General features: G+C 42.0%; 19 protein-coding genes. 9 read left to right on the forward strand and 10 right to left on the reverse strand.

Annotated features, from left to right (window positions below; all coding sequences use genetic code 11):
• Positions 1-309: 309 nt before the first annotated feature.
• From QAI40_RS12835 to QAI40_RS12880, 10 genes are all read right to left on the reverse strand, one after another.
• Positions 310-657 (reverse strand): cytoplasmic protein, encoded by a 348-nt coding sequence (locus QAI40_RS12835; protein ID WP_299982787.1) that lies wholly within the window; start codon positions 655-657, stop codon positions 310-312.
• 56 nt (positions 658-713) lie between these two features.
• On the reverse strand, positions 714-1,268 hold the full coding sequence (locus QAI40_RS12840) for a DUF6691 family protein (RefSeq protein ID WP_299982790.1): 555 nt from the start codon (positions 1,266-1,268) through the stop codon (positions 714-716).
• Between the two features lies 1 nt (position 1,269).
• Entirely contained in the window at positions 1,270-1,854 is a 585-nt protein-coding gene (locus QAI40_RS12845) for a YeeE/YedE thiosulfate transporter family protein (protein WP_299982792.1), read from the reverse strand.
• 34 nt (positions 1,855-1,888) lie between these two features.
• Entirely contained in the window at positions 1,889-2,092 is a 204-nt protein-coding gene (locus tag QAI40_RS12850; RefSeq protein WP_299982795.1) for a hypothetical protein, read from the reverse strand.
• 50 nt (positions 2,093-2,142) lie between these two features.
• The gene (locus QAI40_RS12855; RefSeq protein WP_299982798.1) at positions 2,143-2,481 is read right to left on the reverse strand and encodes a cytochrome c3 family protein; all 339 of its coding nucleotides are present in this window, start codon (positions 2,479-2,481) and stop codon (positions 2,143-2,145) included.
• A gap of 43 nt (positions 2,482-2,524) precedes the next feature.
• Complete coding sequence (locus QAI40_RS12860; protein WP_299982801.1) at positions 2,525-2,965, reverse strand: flavodoxin domain-containing protein; 441 nt, start codon at positions 2,963-2,965, stop codon at positions 2,525-2,527.
• A gap of 637 nt (positions 2,966-3,602) precedes the next feature.
• Positions 3,603-5,705: a dipeptide ABC transporter ATP-binding protein gene (locus QAI40_RS12865; protein ID WP_299982804.1), complete on the reverse strand. Its 2,103-nt coding sequence runs from the start codon at positions 5,703-5,705 to the stop codon at positions 3,603-3,605.
• A 13-nt stretch (positions 5,706-5,718) separates the two neighbouring features.
• Positions 5,719-6,612: an ABC transporter permease gene (locus QAI40_RS12870; RefSeq protein WP_299982807.1), complete on the reverse strand. Its 894-nt coding sequence runs from the start codon at positions 6,610-6,612 to the stop codon at positions 5,719-5,721.
• Between the two features lie 10 nt (positions 6,613-6,622).
• The gene (locus tag QAI40_RS12875; protein WP_299982810.1) at positions 6,623-7,558 is read right to left on the reverse strand and encodes an ABC transporter permease; all 936 of its coding nucleotides are present in this window, start codon (positions 7,556-7,558) and stop codon (positions 6,623-6,625) included.
• Positions 7,559-7,644: 86 nt separating this feature from the next.
• Complete coding sequence (locus QAI40_RS12880) at positions 7,645-9,351, reverse strand: ABC transporter substrate-binding protein (RefSeq protein ID WP_299982813.1); 1,707 nt, start codon at positions 9,349-9,351, stop codon at positions 7,645-7,647.
• Positions 9,352-9,642: 291 nt separating this feature from the next.
• Between QAI40_RS12880 and QAI40_RS12885 the strand changes: the two genes are divergently transcribed.
• From QAI40_RS12885 to QAI40_RS12920, 9 genes are all read left to right on the forward strand, one after another.
• On the forward strand, positions 9,643-10,686 hold the full coding sequence (locus QAI40_RS12885) for a hypothetical protein (protein ID WP_299982816.1): 1,044 nt from the start codon (positions 9,643-9,645) through the stop codon (positions 10,684-10,686).
• Positions 10,620-11,084 carry a DNA integrity scanning protein DisA nucleotide-binding domain protein gene (locus QAI40_RS12890; protein WP_299982819.1) on the forward strand — a complete coding sequence of 155 codons (465 nt, stop codon included), beginning with the start codon at positions 10,620-10,622 and terminating at the stop codon, positions 11,082-11,084. Before QAI40_RS12885 ends, QAI40_RS12890 begins: the two co-directional genes overlap by 67 nt.
• A gap of 81 nt (positions 11,085-11,165) precedes the next feature.
• A complete protein-coding gene (gene dapF / locus QAI40_RS12895; protein ID WP_299982821.1) occupies positions 11,166-12,029 on the forward strand; it encodes a diaminopimelate epimerase in 864 nt (287 codons plus the stop codon).
• A 63-nt stretch (positions 12,030-12,092) separates the two neighbouring features.
• Positions 12,093-13,139 carry a uroporphyrinogen decarboxylase family protein gene (locus QAI40_RS12900; protein ID WP_299982824.1) on the forward strand — a complete coding sequence of 349 codons (1,047 nt, stop codon included), beginning with the start codon at positions 12,093-12,095 and terminating at the stop codon, positions 13,137-13,139.
• A 65-nt stretch (positions 13,140-13,204) separates the two neighbouring features.
• A complete protein-coding gene (locus QAI40_RS12905) occupies positions 13,205-13,831 on the forward strand; it encodes a corrinoid protein (RefSeq protein WP_299982828.1) in 627 nt (208 codons plus the stop codon).
• A 70-nt stretch (positions 13,832-13,901) separates the two neighbouring features.
• Complete coding sequence (locus QAI40_RS17105; protein WP_331520844.1) at positions 13,902-14,195, forward strand: hypothetical protein; 294 nt, start codon at positions 13,902-13,904, stop codon at positions 14,193-14,195.
• A complete protein-coding gene (locus QAI40_RS17110; RefSeq protein ID WP_331520846.1) occupies positions 14,185-14,613 on the forward strand; it encodes an aminotransferase class I/II-fold pyridoxal phosphate-dependent enzyme in 429 nt (142 codons plus the stop codon). Before QAI40_RS17105 ends, QAI40_RS17110 begins: the two co-directional genes overlap by 11 nt.
• Before the next feature lie 86 nt (positions 14,614-14,699).
• Positions 14,700-16,106 (forward strand): trimethylamine methyltransferase family protein, encoded by a 1,407-nt coding sequence (locus QAI40_RS12915; RefSeq protein WP_299982831.1) that lies wholly within the window; start codon positions 14,700-14,702, stop codon positions 16,104-16,106.
• A gap of 27 nt (positions 16,107-16,133) precedes the next feature.
• Positions 16,134-16,934, forward strand: a complete 801-nt coding sequence (locus tag QAI40_RS12920; RefSeq protein ID WP_299982834.1) for a dihydropteroate synthase — start codon at positions 16,134-16,136, stop codon at positions 16,932-16,934.
• Positions 16,935-17,465 lie beyond the last annotated feature (531 nt).

Consider the following 17,465-nt stretch of genomic DNA (forward strand, 5'->3'; position numbering starts at 1 on the left):
CAACAATAAAATTAATCTATGGGTCACTACATTGACGAGCAAAAAAATAAATATAATAAATACAGTGCGTTATATTTTCAACCCCATGGTTTTTTGATAAAATTAGCCTTGATTTTTAAAAAAATGACGAACTTGGGTTAAGCTGTCATCACAACAAAACTTTAGAGGTATACATTAAGGATAGGCAGCTTTTCACCTTTTTTTATTTAACTGCAGAGTTAATGAAATGCTATCTATATACCCTTCATGTTTCCTTCTTGAGGGTGTCGCTTCTGTTCCTTTCGATTCCTTTACAAGTTGGAAAATAATTTAAAAAGTGATTATTTCAAAGCCATTGTCCCGGTATTCTGACATTGCCGGATGCCCTGACATGTTATCCAGAAGCTTTAATCCTTGTTTTTTGGCATCTTCCAAGGTGCCCAGTTTGCTGGAGCATGCTTTGCAGACGCCTTCTACCAATTCTTGATCAATCACTTTTTTCCAGAGCATATTCAGAGGATTGCCGGCTTTGACGAGTTCCGGGATCAGTTTGACGCTGGCACCTTCCAGTATGATTTTTGGCTCATCGTTTTTTTCTTTCATCTCTAATGCATTTAAAAGTACATGGATAAAGCACATGGGATCACCATTAAATACAAACAAAGCTGTCTTTCTCATTATATCTCCTTAAAATTTTTAATTTTTATATAAATCATTTTACAGTAATGTCTTGATTATTTTTTTTCAGGAAGCATCCAAGCAATACCTATTAAAATAATAGCTACCCCACCAGCTATAGCAATCCCTGGCATGGAGGGAAAAAGTGTAACGAATTTTTCGTTACCGGTTGCGGCTATAGTCGCTTTTCCTCCCAAATCAGCAAATAAGAAGGTAGCTTTTAATGATGCATACAACAAAGTAAAAACAAACGCTCCCAACAAGCCGCCCAAGATAAAGAACAAAGCATCTTTCCGCCCAGCCCCTGCTGCAACAATACCCGTTCCAGGACAAAAACCGGCAATTGCCCAGCCTAAACCGAGTATGGCGCCACCAATAATCACGCCTGCATATGATGCCTTTACGCTAAGATTACTGCTGCCAACAACACCAATGTTGATCAAAACAAATAATAGCAAGCTGCTAATCCCTATGCCAAGAAGAATAGCTTTCATTAAGTGAAAGTCTTTAAGACGCAGCATGTTGATAATTTTTTGAGGGTTTGCTGCCCCAATTTTTTGCAATGTAAAACCAAACAAAAGCCCAAGGATAATTGCCAGAACAATATTCATTTTATTTTTCTCCTTTGTACATAAGAATCGCGACAGGGACAGCCACTGCAAACGTGCCCAGAGCAAACAGATAACCACTCAGAGATGTCTGCATCATCCCGCTCATCATGTGGCCGCTGGTACAACCGCCAGCCAAACGCGCACCGAACAGCGCCAGAAAGCCTCCCACAAAGGTAGCCAGATAGCGTTTGCTCGGAGAATGACCATAGCGGTCTCCCCAAATTTTTGGAACAATCGACTTATCCTTGCTCTCATTACCGGATTGCAGCCTGCGGGCAATAAAACCACCAGCAATCATCGCTAATACAAATATAAAGCTATAATTGAGAGGGTTCGCAACATTTTTAGCATATTTGCCGCCACTTTTGTTCAGATACGCATTCGGGCTTGAATAACCACTTTTGGCATTCTTGTCATCTGCAACGATTTGATCTGAAAAGAAATTCCAAACAATGCCATCGAGAATGACAAATTGAGTCGATACACCGATCGGTTTGACTAATGCTACAGTTAATAAAAAAACGATACCAAGAGATACACCACTTGATAACCAACCCCATTGACTTTGATAGATAAAATTTTTCATAAACACTCCTAATTTTTATTTTTAAAAAAAGAAATTATTCTTTACCAACAGCTTGTTCAAACGGTTCCATACCTACCCGTTCGATCATTTTCCCCAGACGTTCATTGGATTTTGCAGGCAGTTCATAGGCATGATACTTCTCATCCAGCTTTAAGCCAACACCTACTGCATCCTGTTTACCAAGCTTGCAAAAGCTTGTTCCGGGGCAGGTTCTGATACTGCGGATACACAACCCCACGGCTGCGCCTTTTCCTCCAAGTTTAAATAACGTCTTAAGTTAAAATCCATTTATTTGGTATGGCATCCTGAACACTTTACAGGTCCATATTTCCCACCTGACTTTTTATTTGCCCTGTGGCATTTCAGGCAGGTTTTATTCATGACCTGCTTTTTTTTGAGTGAACCAGATACTATTGAGTCCTGCAAGGCGCCTTCCTTTTGTGCAAAATGTGTATGACAAACCATGCAATCATTGATTGTATCCTGATGTGTTTTGTGTGGGAAAGTTATATTACCTTGTCTTTTAACAGGAATGATGATTTGCTTTTTACCCTGGTCCAGGGCAAAAATAACAGGTGTTGATAAGGCAAGAAATAAACCGCAAAGCAAAATAATACGAGGGATCATTATACTCCTTTATATTCACTAATTAATCGTAGCAGTGTTGCTCTTAAAATTTATCGGTAATAACTTTGGCATATTGATGACAGGCTTTCAGACCTTCATCTGTTTTCATGATAGACTCTGTCAAATTTAAAGGTCCTAGGTCAACAACATCCATTTTAAATACATGCTGCATGGTTTCAAAAATCATGGGTGCAGCTTCTCCACTATGTGTATGAGAACCAAAGGCTCCTCCGATTTTTCCAGTCAAATTTGCTTTTTCAGCCAAAAAAAGGAATTGTTTCATTCCGCCGGTCATATCCTTATGATAAGTGGGGCAGCCAAAAATATATCCATCATAGCCGGACAAATCCGCTGCATTTTTCAATTTTGATATTTTTACAGCTGTAATTTCAGCGCCTGCCATTCGAATGCCCTCTGCCAGGTAGTTTGCCATGTTTTCTGTAGTTCCGGTTCTACTTGTATAAGCGATCAATACCTTTTTCATTTTTTCTCCTAATGTATAATAGTTTTAAAATTAATTATCCATAAGCATTTAAACTCATTAGAGTAGGTACTTAGCATAAACCATACCAAGATTAGTCACTTGGGTTTTTAATTTGTTCAGAAGGCAAAAAATTGTTCTTGATATCACCAAAGGGGCTATAGGCACATTTTTTCTCTATAAAAGAATAAGGATTCCACCCCTTTGTTTTTCAGCAATTTCAAACCAAAGCGATCACCATGAGACAATTGTGTACTAGTCATTTTCGTCTCATAGGGGTTAATTATTTATTAGGCATTCTATAGGGTACTTATTGTGGGCATTATGTTTCTTAACGATCCGGCTACCTGGCGTTTCTTTGCCGGTGCATTGCTCATTGTAGGAATCTGGCCTTGCCTTGGGCAAACTGGGACAACGAACCCCTTAGGGCTCACTCAAAAATAACTTTACATTTTGGAAGCCGATTCATCCAGTCCGGCTGCGTTGTAAAAACACGTCATATGTTTAATATGCCTTGGTTTTCACGCTTTGCCGGACAGGCGACTCAACTCCTAACCAGAAGGTCACGCGCAAAATTGGTAATTAATTTTTGAGTGAGCCCTTAGCAAAAGCTGCCTCCGATAAGTTATCTTAATTTTTTTTATTGTACATGAATACGTTCTGATTCTTCCGGCATTCTTATGACAGGCTCTATCTTACTCAATTCTTGGATTGGTATATGACACTTGATGACATGTCGGTCTTTCACCAATGTTTCCCTTGGAAGCTCATTATCACAAATGTCGCCAATTTTCCGATGGCACCGGGTGCAGAACGGGCAACCTTTTGGGGGGTCCATTGCACTTGGCAGATCTCCTTCCAGCACTATTCTACGCTTGGTTATTTCAGGATCAGCTATGGGAACTGCGGATAATAAAGCTTCTGTATAGGGATGATAGGGGGGAGCGAATATTTCTTCTGTGGTTCCTCTCTCAAGGATATGCCCCAGATACATGACAACAATACGATCGGCCAGATAACGGACTACACTTAGATCATGACTGATAAAAAGCAGTGTGGTTTTATGTTTTCGCTGGATATCCATCAGCAGCTCTGTCACAGCTGCTGCCACAGATACGTCTAAAGCAGAAACCGGCTCATCGGCAATGACAATGCTCGGATTCCCGGCGAATGCCCTGGCAATACCGATACGCTGTTTCTGTCCGCCGGATAATTGTCTGGGTTTTCTGAAATAAAAATCCCTTGGCAGTTTGACAGTATCCAGCAATTTCATTACACGATTAAAAATCTTCTTTTTATCGGTCTCAATACCAAATTGTCTGATAACCCGTGATATCTGTCCCCCAATGGAATGGCTGGGGTTCAAAGTGTCAAATGGATTTTGGAAAACCATCTGCAAAGAACGGATCTGTTTTGTGGAACGGTCCCGGACCTCTATATCTGAAATATCCTTGCCTTTATGGCGTATCTCTCCATCTGTTCCTGTCTCCAACCCCATGAGAACTTTGGCAAAGGTTGATTTGCCACAGCCGGATTCACCGACAATAGCGACAGTTTCACTTTCATGGGCTGTAAAGTTCAGCTCTTCATTTGCTTTTACGAACTGAGTATTTTTACCTGTAATCATGGCCATGAATGAGGAATCTTTTACCTCATAATATTTCTTCATGCCATCAACATTAAGGACCCGTTTACCAATCTCAAGTGATTCTCGGACAGTTTCTGGGGACAGAATTTTTGTATGGTCAATATCTTTATACCGTAAACAGCGGACACGATGATCCAATGCACTGCCTTCTACATTCTCCATTCTAAAGTGGCCTTTATCACATAAGCCCTTTTTAAAATGATCACAACGGGGACCAAAATAACAACCCGGAGGCCGTTCAAAAGGCAGGGGCAACTGTCCCCGGATCGGCTTTAGGGGAGCTGCATTTTTATCTGTAGTCGGCAAAGGGATACAGGAAAAAAGGCCGTGGGTATAGGGGTGCTTTGGCCAGGTAAAAAGAGAATTAATAGTTCCTTCTTCTACAACTTCACCGGAATACATCACAAACACCCGGTCGCAGGTTTCTAAAATCAACCCTAGATTGTGGGAGATATAAATCTGGGAAGTGCCGAATTTTTTGCTGATATCTCCAACCAATTTAACAATCCCGGCCTCCACAGTAACATCTAAGGCAGTGGTCGGTTCATCTAATAATAACAGAGATGGTTTAGACAAAAGTCCCATGGCAATAACGACCCGCTGCTGCTGTCCACCGGATAACTGATGGGGATAAGACTCCATAACCCGTTCAGGATCGGGCAGCTTGACATCCTCCAGCATTTGTACAGATCTCTTGCGTGCTTCCTCCTTGGAAATATTTTCATGTGCCAGAGGGACTTCCATGAGTTGAGTGCTGATTTTAAGGCTTGGATTTAAAGAAGCAAAAGGCTCCTGATAGATCATTGATATCTCTGAACCTCGAATGCTACGCAGTTCATTTTCGTTCAAAGTAGTTAAATCACGGCCTTTGAAGGTTATGGATCCGCTTTTGATACCGCCGTTGGCCCCCATGTACTGCATGATCGCCATTGCAACAGTTGATTTGCCACAGCCTGATTCCCCAACAATACCGATGGTCTCACCCGGCTTAACCGTCAACGAAAAATCAACTACAGCAGGTATCTCACCGGCTCGTGTATAATATGAAATACAGAGGTCTTTACAAACCAGAACAGGTTCTTGAATGTCATTCATTGTTTTTTACCTTTTAATCACGTAATGATATTTCTCGCAATCCATCAGCCAATAGATTAAATCCTAGAATCAATGAAGATATTGCAATACAGGGGAAAAGAGTCATATAGGGAAAAACCATTGCCATCTGACGTGTTTCATTTACCATTCCGCCCCAGTCAGGGTCTGGCGGCGGCAGACCAAGGCCTAAGAAACCAAGGACACCAATGGTAATAATGACATAACCCAGGCGCAGACAGGCATCAACAATAAGCGGACCCCTGGCATTGGGCAAAATTTCAAACAACATGATTCTCCAGTCGGATTCACCCCTGGTCTGGGCGGCAGCCACATAGTCACGATTGCGAAGATCCAGTGTGAGTCCTCTCACAATACGCATGATGCCGGGAGAAGAAGCAAAGGTGATGGCAAGAACAATATTGAATCCTGATGCACCAATGGTTGCAATAACAATGATGTAGAGAACCAGCACGGGGAATGATAAAATAATATCTGAAATACGGGACAGGATGTCATCCACCAGGCCACCGCGGTATCCGGCCATGAGCCCCATCAAAATACCCACAGTGTAGGCACTCAAGGTTGCAAGGGGTGCAAAGGTCAGCACTGTGCGGGCCCCCCAGACAATACGGGACAGGAGGTCGCGACCCATATGATCCGTGCCCAGCCAGAATGTATGGCCGGAAGCTGCCATGGTCCCTGGTTTGGCAAAGGGCAGAATATTTGCGTTGGGATCAAATTGTGCTATCCATGGGGCAAAGATAGCAACGAGCACCCAGAACAGAACCAGAAAAGCGCCGATCATTCCAACCCAGCTTTCCCGCAGGAGACCAAAAGATTTTATGACCCGTAAAATTGCTGCGCCATAGCCCACAGAAGGCATTTCAGTAGTCGATTTGGTAGCCACTTTAACCTCCTTAAGTGAAACGTATGCGTGGGTTAAGAAAGGTATAGCCGATATCAGCTATGGTTTGAGAACCTACTGCCACAACAACGGCCACCATTGCACAGGCTTCTAAAAGTACAATATCATTATTCAGGGAAGCTTCAAGGAGCAGTGCTCCAAACCCTTTATAGGCAAAGAAAAATTCAACAACAATAACGCCTGACAACAGCCAGTTTATTTGCAGCATAATGACGGTGAAAGGGGCTATTAATGCATTGCGCAACGCATGCCTGATAATAACCTGTCTGTAAGGAAGGCCTTTTAATATAGCCGATCTTACGTATTGAGACTGCATAACCTCGGCCATGGATGCCCGTGTCATACGGGCAACATAACCAAAATCATAAACCACCAATACCATTGCAGGAAGGATCAGTTGTTTGAATTCAAATCCTCCTGACATGGAGCTTGTTCCGGGTAGCCATTTTAAACCAAACACAAAAAGGGCTGAAAAAAACACAGCGCTGGCAAATTCAGGGACTGATGTGGTCAAAATGCCAAAAATCGATATGCTCCGATCCAGAAGTGAACCCTCCTTCATTCCGGATAGAACACCTAATATTAATGACAAAGGGATCATGATGGCAAAGGTCCAGAAGCCTAGGATGGCAGTATTCCATAACCGCGGTAAAAGCACATCTTTTACCGGACCTTTATAGCGGATGGACGTTCCTAGATTACCCGTTGCAAAATTACCCAGCCATTTTGCGTAGCGCACTACAACGGGCTGGTTATATCCGTGCTGGTTCCTCCACGATTCTTTTTGTGCATCAGAGGCAAAATTGCCCAGGACACGGGTGGCAGGGTCCCCTGTAAGGCCTGTCTCCAGGAGCATGAAAAGAATTATGGAGACGACAATCATGGTAAAAAACATGAAACCGATTCGCTTTAAAAGCAGCAGAACCATTTTAACTCCTTAAGTTTAGAACAAGACTTTTGTGGCTGGTAAGGGGGAAACATACCCCCCTTACCAGATATTACTATGGTAACAATTTAAGCCAGAGAGACCTTGTGAAAACGGTAGTATTTGGTCGGATGCGTTTCCAATCCAACCACACTGTCGGAAACTGCGGTAAAAACCGACCTAAAGAAAGGCTGCACCATTATAGCGTCATCCTGGAGAAGTTTTTCAACTTTCTCCATTTTGACACGACGGCTTTCAACATCAAACGTTGCTTCTGCTTCGTCCAGTGCGGCATCAAAGGCAGGATTATTATAACTGGATTCATTCCAGGGAACGCCGGCACGGTAGGCCAGACCCAATACCATAACAGCCAGTGGGCGGTGGGTCCAGGAGGTAAGACTCATGGGCGCCTTTGTCCAGACATCCCAGTATTGTGCAGTCGGCATCAGATTTATTTTAATGTTGATCCCGGCTTTGGCACAGTCTTCTTTGAGTACGGCAACGGAATTTTGCTCCCAGACACCATTGGTATTTCCCACATTGCAGGTTAATTCAATGCCATCGGGATATCCTGCTTCTTTTAAGAGTTTTTTAGCCCCTGCAATATCTGGTTTTAATGGAGGAAGTTTAAAATACTCGGGATGGATGGAAGCCACATGATGGTGTTCTGCAACAATTCCCAGACCATGATGGGCAATCTTTAATTGCCTTTCGACATCACAGCATTTTTGTACTGCCTGGCGGACACGTTTATCAGTAAATGGTTTTTCAGTTACCTTCATACGAATAACCCCTGTCTGGGTGGAAGGGATTGCAAGAACATTGATTCCCGGAATATTTTTGGCAGCTTGAAGGGTTGTCAGATCAAGCTCATAGAGTGCATCCACCTGTTTTGAAGCAATGGCTGCCAAGTAAGCACCAGGGTCTGAACCAAGATCGATAAACCGAATCTCATCAAGAAAAACTTCTCCGCCCCAATAGGGGGCGTTGCGTTTTTTCAATACAGCTATTTCACCGACTTTGAATTCAGTAAGAGCGTAGGGTCCTGTTCCTATTGGATTTTTAGTAAAATCCCCGCCCTCTTTTTCAAAATTGCGGTGAACAATACCCGTAGGATAATTGTAAAGGTTTTCAGGCATGGACAGAACCGCTGATTTCAGATTAATTTTTACGGTATGATCATCTACTTTTTCCACGGCATTTTTGATCATGCGCTTGATGGGATTGCCTTTTGCATCTTTCTCTCCCGTATCTTCCAGCATGGCGTTAAACAGCCCCAGGTTGGATGAACCGGTTTTTGGATCCAGCCATCGGGTAAAGTTGAACACAACATCATCGGCACCAAAGTCATCACCATTTGACCACTTAACCCCTTTACGAAGGTGAAAGATCCATGTTTTCAGATCATCTGAAGCTTCCCAGCTCTCAGCCAGGTTGGGTCTGGTGATATTATCCGGTCCTGTTTCCACCAGATATTCAATAATATGCCGGGCAATTACAGATTTTTCAGTCCATGAATATGTGGCTGGATCAGCCATTTCCTGTACCATCATACCAAACTTTAAGACCCCGCCTTTTTTCTGGCCGGCATGGGCGGTTGAGATCAGACTAGGCAAAATATCCTCACCCAGTATTTTACTTGCAAGGCCATAGGCAGTAGTGGCAGATATGCCTAGTAACGTTGTTGTTCGTAAAAATTCGCGGCGGGAACATTTACCCTCAGTGAGGCTTTTTTTCATTTCCTCGACACCGGGATGCACTCTTTTTGTTGATAGTTTGTCTTTTTTTTCGGCCATAATTTAATCCCTCCCCAAAGTATAAAGTTATCAAAAATAAAAAAGGTTACCAATGATCAAAAAATTACAAGATATTACGACTTTATGAGAGACTTCATGGTAAAGTCAAGAAATAAACAGGATCAGCGCATGTAAACATTAAACAGTCCCTACACTCTAAAAAACCTTTCTTGACAAAAATTGCTTTCTTATCCTACTATAATCCCATATCCAAAGGTATCCAAAAGGTTCAACGGCACATCTTTTTCGATCTTGATGAAGGTGAAAAATTATGGAATTGGAGAAAACTTAATGGATAAATGTACTTTTACTAACAGGTGTATTGTCGAAACCATAGATGGTTTGCGAGATGGTTTGACCCATTTTTCAGGTCCAAGTCGAACAGCTGTTGTTTATTCCATTAAACCGGATGATCCCATACAAATTTATGACCCGCTAAGCCTTCTGACAGGGCATGAGCCAAAATTCAAAGAATTGTATATAGATACGGATGAGTGGCGAAAAAAAAAGCCCATATCCTATGACAAAAAAAAATTTAGTGATTTGATTCCGGAAAAAAATTTGGAATTGGCCGGACTGATTTCATATGGGGGGCGTTCAAGCTCTGTTGTTTATCAAATGTGGTTTACAGAACACCATCCGGACATGTGCGCTATCGGTCCTACTGAGAGGTGGCTGGAGCAAGCTGTCTGGAGGTTCTCCCATGATATCGCCAATGAAGAAGATCTGTATACCGGTATTTCAGGAAGTTTTCTGAGAGAATACTCTACTCATGCTGTCCGGGATTATCTGGTCGATGAAATGAATGTTCTGATTGGATGGGACACACGGATGCGGATCTATCCGATTCTGGAAGCAGTCCTCAAAATATCAAGAACTCCTGAAGAAGGGGCCTGGCCAAAAGGTGAATTGATTTTTGTTGAAAAACGGTCGCTTCCAAAGATGAAGTTTATTGCAAAATTTCCAAAGGCGGAGCAACCCATACTGGACAATGTTGAACATATCCGAAAGCTTCTCCAATCTGTTGAAAACTCAAATCGGAAATTGGTGGCAGATGAAAAAACGATTATCGGTATTATCAAGGGGGATAAACCGGATTTTTCCATCACTGCTGATTTTAAAGGGCGGTATGGCTTTTTAAAGCTGAATGATAATAAAGTATGCAGTTTTTCAGATGGCAGTTTCAAGTCAACCACCCCAAAGCCAAGCTTGTACAGGTCGAAGAAGCATTGCTTGAATCTAATATGGATCCGGCAGCAGCTTCCACTTTGTTTAAAATTGTTACCAGTATTGTTCATGGTGCCGCACGGCAACGGCATGGCTGCACTATTGTAATAGACCTGAATGAAAAACCCATCTTCATTTCCGGTCATTCTCTTGAGCAGCCACTTGACCTTGAGAAGCATGAATATTTGGAATTGGCCAAATCTCTGTCCAAGGTGGATGGTGCCCTGCATCTTGGGGCTGACTTGAAACTTCACTCTTTTGCCTGCCTCCTGGACGGTCATTTTATTCCAGGTGAAGACCGGGCTCGTGGCGCCCGTTTCAATTCAGCTCTCCGATTCACTGCAGAGCACCACAATATCATTGTCATTGTGGTTTCATCTGATGACCCTGTCTCCATCATGATTGATGGCGTAGCACTGAACACCAAGTGGCAGTGGAAGCCTTCACTTTTTTGCAATGAACCTGTGCTACTTGAAAAATGGGTGACAATCTCAGAGTCATCCTAATTTTAAATAGTCACGATTTTTGGTTGTCAAAAATGTGTGCAATTCGCAATAAACAAGATTAATTCTGGAGATATATTTAATATGCAAAATTCGTGGTTTTCAAACTATAGTAGAGCCTTTATTCAGCCTGGCAGGCCTTTTGTGAAAATGCATGGATTACGCAACGATTTTATTATGGTGGATGGCCGGGAACAACCCTACCTCCCCTCAAGAGACGATATTATTCATTTATGCGATCGCCATGAAGGTGTCGGAGCAGATGAATTAATAATTGTTGAACCGGCCAGAAGCCATAATACATATGCCTTTGTCAGAATAATTAACCCGGACGGGCGAGAAGTTGAGGCCTGTGGTAATGCCACGCGTTGCATCGGATGGCTGCTTTTAAAAGAATGCAACAAAGAAGAAATTCAAATAGAGACCCTTGGAGGTATTCTAAAGTGTACGCTTGCCGGGGAAAAACGGGTGAGTGTGGAAATGGGAAGGATCAAAACGGATTGGAATGAGATTCCATTATCCCAAAACATGGACACACTTCACCTCAATATTACGGCAGGTCCCTTAAAAGATCCTGTGGGAATGAACATCGGCAACCCCCATGCTGTTTTTTTTGTGGAGGATGTGGATGCCATTGATTTACAGGAATATGGGAAAGAATTGCAAACCCATCCCTTTTTCCCGGAAGAGGCAAATATTGGTGTTGCTCAACTATTAAACTTGGACACTCTCAAACTCAACGTCTGGGAACGCCCCGGTAACATGACCACAGCCTGCGGTACCGGTGCCTGTGTTGCGGTTGCAGCAGCACATAGAAGAGGATTGACAACAAAGAAAAGAATGACTGTCATCATGCCGGCAGGATCTGTGGAAATTGAACTCAAAGACGAAAACCTTGCAGTCATGACAGGGCCTGTAGAAGTCTGTTACACAGGTTATCTTGTATGATTGAAACCAAGATAATGGATAAAAGTAAGAGAATTATAATTTATATTTAAGGAGTTGTAAGAAATGAACGCCAGAGAAAGAATGGAAGCCGCAATTAATTTGAAACCGGTAGACAGAGTACCCAATGCTCCGTTTACTGAGGCACCAGTATGTAATTATTACGGTTCAACTTTCAGGGCCGCCCTTCTTGAAGGACCCCAGATGCTTGAAGCGCATATGAAAAGTCTGGAAGAATTTAAATTTGACTGGGTGATGCTGGGAATGGGCCTTATCGGCGGTATCATTCCTGAAGCCCTTGATTGCCAGGTAAGCTATCCCGAAGATGTCTTCCCCATTATTAAAAAAACCACTATTTTTTCAATGGAAGATGTGGATCGTATTGCCAAAAAAAATATGTTTACCAAACGTATGGATAGTTTCCTTGAAGGTGTTTCTCTTCTCAAAAAGGAATTCAAGGATGAAGTACCCATTGCCTGTGAGTATGTTTCTCCTTTTACCATTGCAACACGGTTAAGAGGAACAAATGAGATCATGATGGATATTTATGAAAATCCGGAACTTGTCCATGCCCTCCAGGAAGCCATAGTTCCTTTGGATATTGCTATAGGCAAAGCACTGATTGAAGCAGGCGTTGACTATATTTTTTACGGGGCTGACATGGAATGTCCTGTCCTTCTGTCACCCAATCACTATAGAGAATTTGTTCATGAACCCACAACCCGCGTTTGTAATGAATTATCCCGTCTCGGGTCAAAGGTGCTTCCGCACATGTGTGGAGACATCGTAAAAACAGGTATTGTTGATATGCTTTTAGAAATGGATATCCACGGTATCATGCCGGGAAACCTTACCCAGGAAAAGGTTTTGGATATTAGAAAATTAAAGGAAAAGGTCAAGGACCGCATCTGTATCTTTGACAATATTAATCCAAATGGTCCGTTATTGATCGGCAAGCCGGAAGAGGTGGCAAAAGAGACTTTGGAACATCTTGAAAAAGCAAAAGGGATGAACGGGTATATTTTTTCTACCGCCGGTACATCTTCACCTTTTACACCGAAAGAAAATTATCTGGCAATGGATAAAGAAGTTGCCAATTTTCAGTGGCGATAGAAAGGTATACACACAATTAATACATGATTTGATTTAGAATAAAATAAATAAGGAGATTTTATAAAATGGCTATAGCAGATATTTTAAATGCAATTGTATCTTTAAAAAAAGACGAAGTAGTTGAAAATGTAATTGCTGAAATTGAGGCCGGAACTCAGGTTGATGATATCTTGAACAAAGGCCTTATCGGGGCCATGGATGTGGTGGGTGAAAAATTTTCCAGCGGTGAGTTCTTTGTTCCTGAAATGCTCATGGCTGCAAAGGCAATGCAGGCAGGATTAGAAGTGTTAAAGCCCCATTTATCAGGCGATGCAGCGGCAGAAAAGGGAACTATTATTATTGGAACGGTAAAAGGTGACCTGCACGATATCGGCAAGAATCTTGTAACCATGATGGTGGAAGGTGCCGGGTTTAACGTGATTGATCTCGGGGTTGATGTGGATACGGATAAGTTTGTGAGCGAAGCCCAGACCCGGAATGCCGATGTGGTTTGTCTGTCTGCACTTTTGACAACCACCATGCCTTCCATGGCTAAAACAGTAGAAGCCATTAAAGAAGCCGGTTTAAAAGTCAAAACCATTGTTGGCGGCGCACCGGTAACAGATGCCTATGCACAGCAGATCGGTGCTGATGGTTTCAGTGATAATGCACCCGGAGCAGTTGAACTGATCCGTAAACTGGTCGCTGCCTGACCCGTAATGGCATGACCAGTGATAGTTGGAGCATTACAAGTTTATTTTTTTAACAGGTGCGTGAATATTTATGATACGAATAAATGAAAACTATAATAAACTGCAATCTTCATATCTTTTTTTAAATATTGCCAATAAAGTCAAAGCGTATCAATCTGAAAACTTAGGAGCCGACATTATTCGCCTTGGCATTGGAGATGTAACAAGATCCCTTCCCAAAGCATGCATCAGCGCATTTCATAAAGGTGTTGATGAATTGGGTCAGGAAAGCACATTCCGGGGATACGGCCCTGCGAATGGCTATGCATTCTTGCGGGAAAAAATAGCTTTGGAGGACTTTCATAAAAGATTGTGTGGCATATGATGAAGCAGGTTTAAAACAAAGGCTTCATTCATTTTGGCAAAGACGTCAATCCACAAAGTTTAACGGTGTTTCTTATCCGGTTCAAAGGGCAGCTGAAGCGATTTACTCAGATGAAGGAAAGGAGCAGGTAAAGGAAAGAATCGATTATTATCTCTCAAATGCCTGTATTGTTCGCGATGTCATGGATGAGTTACAGCTTAGCTACGTTGGAAGGGAAAATTCTCCATACATCTGGATCCATGGAAATGGCAGGGATTCATGGGACTTTTTTGACATGCTTTTGACTAAAGCGGAAATTGTCATAACCCCTGGTGTGGGATTTGGTAAATGCGGCCAGGACTATATCCGGATCAGCGCGTTTAACAGCAGGAAAAATGTTCAAACCGCAATGAACCGGATGAAAAAGGTATTGGCTTGAGATTAAAATTGCATCTTATTTTTTAAATAAAAACGCGTAAATCCACTTGCGAAATAGTGGGAATTTTTTAATAGGAGAACATCAATATGAATAGCGTGGTTTCTAACTTTGATGAGGGTGTGCTTGATAAAATTAATACATCTTCTCTGGAACTATTGAATGAAACAGGCATTCGATTTCCAAACAAAGAAGCGCTGGAACTTTTTAAGCACCATGGGTTTAAAACCCAGGGAGAGATGGTGTTTTTTCAAGACACGGATATTGAAAAAGCACTTAAAACGGTTCCCGATAGATTTGAACTGCATGCCAGAAACAAAGAGAACAGCTTTGTAATAGGTGATAACAGCTATAGAATGGCACCGGGATACGGCCCTCCTTTTATTATAGAGCCATCCGGTGAAATGCGGCAGTCTGTTTTGGAAGACACCCATAAATTTTGTAAACTTGTACAGACATCTAAGGCGCTTGATTTTAACTCTTCCATCGTGGCTCATCCCAATGATATGCCCCCTGAAACTGCCCATCTTGATATGTTGTTGTCCACTATGTTGTTGACCGACAAGCCCCTTATGGGCAGCACCTCATCCAAACAATGTGCCCAGGACTCTCTGGAAATGGCCAGGATAATCTGGGGAAACACTGATAAACCTGTCATGCTCAATCTTGTGGATTCCTTATCTCCCCTGCAATATGCACAAGAGATGATAGATGCGCTGATGGTTTATGCAAAAGCCGGACAGCCTTTGATTGTACATTCTTCCTGTTCGCTGGGATCTTCAGGTCCGATTACAATAGCAGGTTCCCTTGTCATCTCAAATGCCTGTAATCTTGCGGGTATTTGTTTGGCTCAGCTGATTAATCCCGGCACTCCCATCGTGTATGGCCTTGGCGGCAGTCCAACAGATATGAAAACCGGTGGATATATTAATGCCTCTCCTGAAGATGCCAAACATACAGCGATAGTCACTGCCCTGAGTCAATATTATAATATTCCATGCAGAAGCCAGGGCGCATTGACCGAATCTTTCTCTCTGGATTACCAGGCAGGCATGGAAGCATCAATGATGTTGTCAACTGCAGCTCTCAGCGGCGTTCATATCAGTCTGCATGCCTGTGGCACATATGGGTCAATGCTGGCCATGAGTTTTGAAAAATTCTTAGCAGATGAAGATCTTTGCTGTGCTATAAAAACACTTGTGAAGCCTATTGAATTCAGTGAGGATGCCTTTGCCATGGATTTAATTAAAAAACTTGGCACCTCCGGCACCTATCTTCTTGAGTCCCATACAGCCATCCGGTGCAGAAGTGAATTTTTTATTCCGGACTTAAATATTCGAACCATCCATTCCAAATGGCTGGAAATGGACCCCAGGCAGATGGACCAAAGAGCATCTCAATTACTTGAAAAACGACTTTCAGAGTATCAAAAACCGGATATTGACCCTGCTATTGAAAATGATTTGATCAAATATCTTGAAATGAAAAAGAAATAATCGCATTAGAATATTAAAGGAAATATAATGTTTACAATTATTGGAGAACGGATCAATACCACTTTAGGGAAAGTAAAAAAGGCGGTAGAAAACAGAGATGCTGAGTACATTGAGCAGGATGTAAAAAAACAAACCCAATGCGGTGCAACCTATATTGATGTAAACGCGGGTGCCAGAATTGGTCATGAGAAAGAAGATATGAAGTGGTTGCTGGGAATCGTGCAACAGGCAACTGATCTTCCGCTTTGTCTTGACAGCCCTGATCCTCAAATTCTTGAAATGGCATATGCATTGGTTGATAATACACCCATGGTTAATTCCATCAGCCTTGAAAAAGAGCGATTTGATTCCATGATGCCATTTTTAAAAGGTAAAGACTGTAAAATAATCGCCCTTTGCATGGATGATTCTGGAATGCCGAAAACGTCAGAAGACATTATAAATCGGGCAAAAACTATTGTTGGTGAACTTGAAAATATCGGAATGAAACGGGATGATATATTTGTTGATCCATTAATTCAGCCCATGAGTGTTGATAAAATAAATGGCACAATGGTAATGGATGCTGTTAAAGTGATTATGACAGATTTGAAGGGCGTTCATACAACCGGTGGTCTTTCCAATATATCTTACGGGCTTCCGAAAAGAAAAATTATCAATCGAAACTTTCTATTAATGATGATGGCAAACGGTTTTGATTCTGCTATTATGGATCCCTTGGACAAGGATATTATGGCGGCTTTAAAAACCGGAGAAATGCTGTCAGGCCATGATGATTATTGTATGAATTTTCTAAAAGCAGTCAGAGCCGGAGAAATAAAAGCCTGAATCAAGTTTATCACTTATATTAAAAGGGCAGTTTGAATTTTGATTTCGGATATTCCAGCAAATTTTCAATACATGCCGGATATACTTTAGTCTCTGTTTATACTATAGGTGTCATGACCGTTCTGATAATGTAGTTGGCCCACCGGTATAGAACTACAGGATTTCCTGTCTTATTGGTTTGGGGCCGGGATATGATGCTATTCGGGTTGGAACAACCTGCCAGGTCTGCTCTAAAAACCATGAATGCCAAATGAAGCAGAATTAAATGGAAGATTGGGTTTTAATAGCACATTTTGTGGTTTAAGGGTATTAGATTTTCCGATTCAAAATTCATTCTTGGTACTCTCAAATGCTGTGAATTGCCCAGTCCAATCTGCTTCATTTTCGGAAAAAAAGAACTCATTTGGGACTAAGCACTTTGTCTGGTACCTTTCAGAATAATTGATGTTATGAATTTGTGAGAGCTTTTCAAACTATCTCACACAGATTCATGGCTCAATTATTCTGGGGTAAATAGTTTCATTTTTTTCA

Origin of the sequence: Desulfobacula sp., assembly GCF_030611305.1 — a bacterium.
GTDB lineage: Bacteria > Desulfobacterota > Desulfobacteria > Desulfobacterales > Desulfobacteraceae > Desulfobacula.